Genomic DNA, 5,923 nt, shown 5'->3' with positions numbered 1-5,923 from the left:
CGTGATGTCCCTGCCCCCCCACATGGGTTTGGCCTCGCCCCCCGGGGGGCGGCCCGCCCCGGGCGCCCCCCGGCCGCCGACCGGCCTGGGGGGCCGCGGGCCCCGGCTAACGTCCGCCGTCCGCGAGCGCCGCCTCGACGGCGGCCTCGGCGTGCAGGCGGGCGGTCGGGAAGAGCGGCACCGGGCTGTCGTCGTCGCCGACCAGCAGCTCGATCTCGGTGCAGCCGAGGATCACGCCCTCGGCGCCGGCGGCGACCAGCTCCTCGATCACACGCCGGTACCCGGCGCGCGACTCCGCACGGACGACGCCCAGGCAGAGCTCCTCGTAGATCACCCGGTGGACGAGGGCGCGCCCGTCCGTGTCGGGGACGAGGACGGTGAGGCCGTTCGCCTCCAGTCGGCCCCGGTAGAAGTCCTGCTCCATGGTGAACGCCGTCCCCAGCAGGCCGACCCGGCGCAGCCCGGCGGCCCGGACGGCGTCGGCGGTCGCGTCGGCGAGGTGGAGCAGCGGGACGGACACGGCCGCCTCGACCTGGTCGGCCACCCGGTGCATGGTGTTGGTGCAGATCAGCAGCAGCTCGGCGCCGGCCGCCTCCAGCGAGCGCGCCGCGTCGGCGAGGACTTCGCCGGCCTCCGCCCAGCGGCCCTGCGTCTGAAGGCGTTCGATGTCGGCGAAGTCGACGGAGTAGAGCACCAGCCGGGCGGAGTGCAGCCCGCCGAGCCGCTCACGGGTGAGCCGGTTGAGCGCCCGGTAGTACTCGGCGGTGGACTCCCAGCTCATGCCACCGATCAGGCCCAGTGTCTTCATGGGGCATATATAAACACTTTTGGACTGAGCCTGTAAGGGCATAAGGATTGCTTTGATTGTTGCGAGGTCAGTCGATGGGGGACGGTGCCGCCCGGTCGCCACGCTTGGGGCTCACTCGGCCTCTCCCGGCGCGGGAACGGGGCCGAGGTCGCCCTCCGGTTCGCGGGTGAGGAGGGCGTGCAGGGCGGGATCCGCGTAGACCTCCGCGCTGTGGCGCCACTGGGTGAGCAGGAGGGCGATCGGGGCGAGATTGTCCAGGGCGACCGCGCCGCGTGCGACGTCCACCAGCTCGTTGAGGAGGGTGTCCACGTCCGCGTCCGGCAGGAAGGTGACCCAGGGCAGGGCCTCGGGGAGGGCCGCGCGCAGGGCGGTGGTGTTCTCCGTCCGCACCAGTCCGGTCAGGAGGCGTGCGGTGAAGTCGACGACGGTGGCGTCCTGCTCCAGCTGGTCGACGCGCATCAGGGCGAGGTCCCCGGCGTCACGTCGGCGCAGTCTCAGTGCCCGGATGGCGTCGAGTCTGCCGGTGGTGGCGGCGGGCCGGTGGAGCAGCTCGCTGAAGGGCACCTCTTCGTAGGCCGCAGTCATGACATCCACAGTAGCTCGGATGTCTGCCCCCGTGGTCGGTTTACACCGCGTCCCGGGGGATCTGCTGCTGCCAGTCGCGGGTGAAGACGACGTCGCCGGCTTCGAGGGCGGTCAGGCGGGTGCGGGCCAGGAAGTGGGTGGGGGTGCAGCGCAGTTCGGTGCGGGTCTGGAGGGTGATGTCCCAGCCGATGGCGGGGCGTTCCAGGCGGACGGTGCGGTCGCTGCGGGCCTGGGCGCTGGTGGGGGCGGCGGAGAGGATCCGGTAGGCGGTGACCGTGTGCTCGTCGCGGACCAGGCCGTCGGGGTGGGTGCGGGTGCCGTCGGTGGCGGGGGAGAGTTCGGTGCGCCACTCGTGGCGGGCGATGTCGTGGACGGTGAGGCGTTCGGGGCGGGCGGTGAGCGGCTCGGTGACGTGGAGCGGCGGCGGGAGCGGCAGGGTGGGGGACGCGAAGGCGACGGGGGCGGCGCCGGCGTCGGCGGCGAGGTGGCGGACGGGGAGGGTGAGGGTGCTGTGGGAGGGGTCGAGCCCGAAGCCGGCGGGTTCGGGGTCGGGCCAGAGCCACGGCCAGTAGCCGGAGGAGAGGGCGAGCCGGAGGCGGTGGCCGGGTGGGACGGTGTGGCCGGCGGCGGCCAGTTCGACGGTGACGTCCGGCGTCGGCGGGGAGGTGAGCAGGGCGCCCCGGGTGACCAGGGTGGAGGTGCCGTCGGGGGCGACGTCGCAGAGGCGGGCGACGACCGGGCCGGCGTCGGCCGAGGGCCGCAGGCGCAGCCGCAGCGACGGGGTGCCGAGGAGTTCGAGCGGTTCGGGCAGCGGCTGCGAGTCGAAGCAGACCGAGCGCCCGTCCTCCTCCCGCTGGTCCGGCGGCCGGTCGGCGGGGCGGCCGAGCGGGACGTACGCGCCGGCGTTGAGGCCGGTGTGCTGGGGGGAGCGGACGTGGACGTGGCGGTCGTCGGAGGCGGTGCCGGCGGTGCGCAGCGGGCCGTCGAGGCCGTAGCGGACGGCGCGGACGTCGGGCGAGGGCCAGGGGTCGTCGGCGGTCCAGCGGGTGCCGATCCAGCTGCGCAGGGCCGGGGTCCGCAGGGCGCCGCTGTCGAGGCCCTTGAGCCAGTGGTCCCACCAGCGCAGGGTCTCGGGCAGGATGTCGTCCGGCAGGCCGTGCGGCCAGGGGCCGAGCACGGCGCGGACGGCGGCGCCGCCCGCCCCGGCGGCGAGCAGGCGCAGGACCGCCGTGCAGGACGGGTCGCCCCAGCCGGCGACGGCGAGGGTGGGGGCGGCGGCGGTGTCCGGCAGGGCGCCCCATCCGGTGGCGAGCCGGGCGGGGAAGGCCGGCTCCAGGGCGTCGAGCCGCTCGCGCCACATCGCCCGCCAGTCGTCGCCGACGTACTGCGGGTCCGGCGGGAGGGCCGCGTCGGCGAGCCGGTCGGTGGCGCGGGTGTGCAGGTCGGCGGCGAGGGCGGCGCCGCCGAGGCGGTGGCCGCCGTCGGGGCAGGCGGTGACCACGGCGTGCACGGCGTCCGGGGCGTGGGCGGCCAGCCGCAGGGCGGTGGCCCCGGCCGCGCCGGTGCCGAGCAGTCCGATCCGGCCGTCGCACCAGGGCTCGGCGGCGAGCCGGTGCAGGAGTTCGGCGCCGTCGGCGAGTTCCTGGTCGCCGTGCTCGTCGCCGGGCCGGCCGCCGGAGTTGCCGTGGCCGCGGGCGTCGACCCGGACGGAGGCGTAGCCGTGGCCGGCGTACCAGGGGTGACGGCGGGCGTCGTCGGTGGCCGTCCGGTCGGTGAGGCGCCCGGTGGAGTACTCCAGCACCACGGGGACGGGGTCGTCGGTCACCGGGCGCCAGAGGCGGGCGTAGAGCTCGGTGCCGTCGGGCAGCGGGACGCGTGCGTCCTCGCGGACGGTGCGGTAGGGGTGCGAGGGCATGGCCGCTCCCATCGAGTCCCGGATCGGCGGGGCCCCGGTGGCGGGGGGCCCGCTCGGCGGGCCACGGTGCGGGGCGGGCCCGGGGGCCCGCCCGCGCCGCAGGCGTCAGCAGTCCGACCCTAGGGGAGGATGCCGCCGGTGTCCTGATGAGAGCCGATGCCCTGGTGACGAAGGGCGGGGGCGGGCGGGTGCCCGGGGTGTCACGCCTTGCTGAGCCAGGCGGTGGCGTTGAGGGCGAGGGCGGCGTTGGTGCCCGCCGGGTCGTTCCAGCCGTCGTAGAGGGTGTTGCCGGACTGCCCGGTGCCGTCGTCCGCCGGGGAGCTGTCGCCCCAGATCGCGACCCGGCCGCTGCCGTAGGCGCTGGTGACGAAGAAGGCGCCGGTGGTGCCGCTGTAGCCGGTCCGGTAGAGCAGGCCCTTGACGGAGGGGTTGTCGGCGGGCTTCAGCGTGAAGGTGGTGCCGGAGCGCAGGATCGAGCCGGTGACGGTGCCGAAGGGGCCGTGCAGGACGGGGTCGGCGGCGTCGTTGACGGCGCGCGGGTTGTCGGTGGAGATGTTCTTGACGTCGACGCTGAAGCCGAAGGGGTCGTTGTTGTTCACCCCGTTGTTGGTCAGCAGGTCGTTGATGACGGCGGGGGAGTCCCAGCCGTCGTTGTTGCGGTCGCTCTGGTTGTGGTCGGAGATGAGGAAGAGCCCGCCGCCGTTCTGCACGAAGCGGATCAGCGCGGCCTTCTCGGCGGCGCTGAAGCGGATGTTCGGCTCGGGCACCACGAAGGTGTCGAAGTTGGCGAGGTCGAGCGCGGCCCCGGTGCCGTAGCTGATGGTGGAGCCGGCCGGGAGGGTCTTGAGGCTGTACTGGCCGGTCTTCTGCAGGGCGACGCCCCAGGCGGAGAGCGCGCCCGTCCAGCTCTTCTCGGTGCTGGGGTTGGCGTTCTGGGCCAGCGGGTCGGGCTGGCTGGTGGAGATGATCCAGTCGGCATTGCCGGCGGTCTCGGCCTTGCTGTTGTCGAACAGCACGCGGTGGGGGGCGGCGGCCGCCGCGGTGGGGGCGGGAGCGGTGCCGGGGGCGGCCGTGGCGGTGGGGGCCAGGCCGGTGAGGCCGGCCGCGAGGAGGGCCGGGGCGGCCAGTGCGGCAGCCATTCTCATGCGGATCATATGCCGTTCCTCCGTGGGGAGTTGAGGTTTCGGCGCCCGAGTATTCGCGCGTAGAACCTGAGTATCCGCGTGGAGGTGGGGGCGGTGAAAGCCTTCGGAGGTTACAAGGATTTGTACGGTGCATGGCGATCTTCGGGAGGAAGGGGGTGCTTCCGGAACGCGCCCCTCGCGCGCCGCCGCGTACTCGACCGCCCCCCATCAGTACCTGCGCATGACTTGCAAGTACTTACCACCCGAGGGAAAGATGGCCCAGCTCCGCACGCTCCCCCGAAAGGACGACACGATGTCCAGCCCCGCCGCAGGTGCCACCGCCGTCAGATGGCGCGACCGGCTCACCCGTGAGGAATGGCTGCGCCTGGCCGGTATGGGCGGCTTCATCCTCGCGCTGCACGTGATCGGCTGGTTCACCCTCCTCGCGGTCATCGCACCCGAGCACTACGACGTCGGCGGCCAGGTGTTCGGCGCCGGCATGGGCCTCACCGCCTACACCCTGGGCATGCGGCACGCCTTCGACGCGGACCACATCGCCGCCATCGACAACACCACCCGCAAGCTGATGGGCCAGGGCAAGCGGCCGTTGTCGGTCGGCTTCTGGTTCTCGCTGGGCCACTCCTCGATCGTCTTCGGGCTCTGCGCGCTGCTCGCCTTCGGCATCCAGTCCCTGGCCGGGCAGGTCGAGTCCGACGACTCCACCCTGCACGACACGACCGGTCTGATCGGCGTCGCCGTCTCCGGAACGTTCCTGCTGCTCATCGGCCTGATCAACCTGGGCGCCTTCAACGGCATCCTCAAGGTGTTCCGCAAGATGCGCGAGGGCCAGTTCGACGAGGCCGAGCTGGAGGAGCAGCTCGACAAGCGCGGCTTCATGAACCGCATCCTGGGCCGGGTGACCAGGGCCGTCACCAAGCCCTGGCACATGTACCCGGTCGGCCTGCTGTTCGGCCTCGGCTTCGACACCGCGACCGAGGTCTCCCTGCTGGTCCTGGCGGGCGGCGCGGCCGCGTTCCAACTGCCCTGGTACGCGCTGCTGGTCCTGCCGGTGCTGTTCGCGGCGGGGATGAGCCTGCTGGACACCATCGACGGTTCGTTCATGAACTTCGCCTACGAGTGGGCGTTCTCGAAGCCCGTCCGCAAGATCTACTACAACCTGACCGTCACCGGTCTCTCCGTGCTGGTCGCGCTCGTCATCGGCTCGATCGAGCTGATCGGGCTGCTCGGCGAGAAGCTGGACATCACCAGCGGGCCGGTCGCCTGGATCGGCGAGCTGGACCTCAACTTCGTCGGCTACGCCATCGTCGGCCTCTTCGTGCTCACCTGGGTGGCGGCGATCGCCTACTGGAAGCTCGGCAGGGTCGAGGAGAAGTGGTCGGCGGGCCTGGCGACCGCGACGGAGAAGGCCGAGTAGCCGCGGTGGTCCGGTAGCGGGACGACGGTGGGCCGGCCCGGGGTGGGACCCCGGGC

At 73.2% G+C, this 5,923-nt stretch carries 5 protein-coding genes; 1 reads left to right on the top strand and 4 read right to left on the bottom strand.

The features are described from left to right. Positions 1-106 precede the first annotated feature (106 nt). The 4 genes from ACFVYI_RS37990 to ACFVYI_RS37975 all read right to left on the bottom strand — a co-directional run bounded on the left by ACFVYI_RS37990 (position 107) and on the right by ACFVYI_RS37975 (position 4,447). Positions 107-808, bottom strand: a complete 702-nt coding sequence (locus ACFVYI_RS37990) for an aspartate/glutamate racemase family protein (protein WP_387894116.1) — start codon at positions 806-808, stop codon at positions 107-109. Between the two features lie 111 nt (positions 809-919). Then, positions 920-1,393: a hypothetical protein gene (locus ACFVYI_RS37985; protein WP_387894114.1), complete on the bottom strand. Its 474-nt coding sequence runs from the start codon at positions 1,391-1,393 to the stop codon at positions 920-922. A 40-nt stretch (positions 1,394-1,433) separates the two neighbouring features. Beyond that, positions 1,434-3,308 carry a CocE/NonD family hydrolase gene (locus ACFVYI_RS37980; RefSeq protein WP_387894113.1) on the bottom strand — a complete coding sequence of 625 codons (1,875 nt, stop codon included), beginning with the start codon at positions 3,306-3,308 and terminating at the stop codon, positions 1,434-1,436. A 200-nt stretch (positions 3,309-3,508) separates the two neighbouring features. Then, entirely contained in the window at positions 3,509-4,447 is a 939-nt protein-coding gene (locus ACFVYI_RS37975; protein WP_387894111.1) for a hydrolase, read from the bottom strand. 298 nt (positions 4,448-4,745) lie between these two features. On the opposite strand from ACFVYI_RS37975, the gene ACFVYI_RS37970 reads away from it, so the two are divergent. After that, on the top strand, positions 4,746-5,867 hold the full coding sequence (locus ACFVYI_RS37970; RefSeq protein ID WP_387894109.1) for a HoxN/HupN/NixA family nickel/cobalt transporter: 1,122 nt from the start codon (positions 4,746-4,748) through the stop codon (positions 5,865-5,867). Positions 5,868-5,923: the final 56 nt, after the last annotated feature.

Origin of the sequence: Kitasatospora sp. NPDC058218, from assembly GCF_042882445.1 — a bacterium.
GTDB lineage: Bacteria > Actinomycetota > Actinomycetes > Streptomycetales > Streptomycetaceae > Kitasatospora.
The sequence above is the reverse complement of the archived record's forward strand: the minus strand, read 5'-3'. Positions and strand labels throughout refer to the sequence as shown.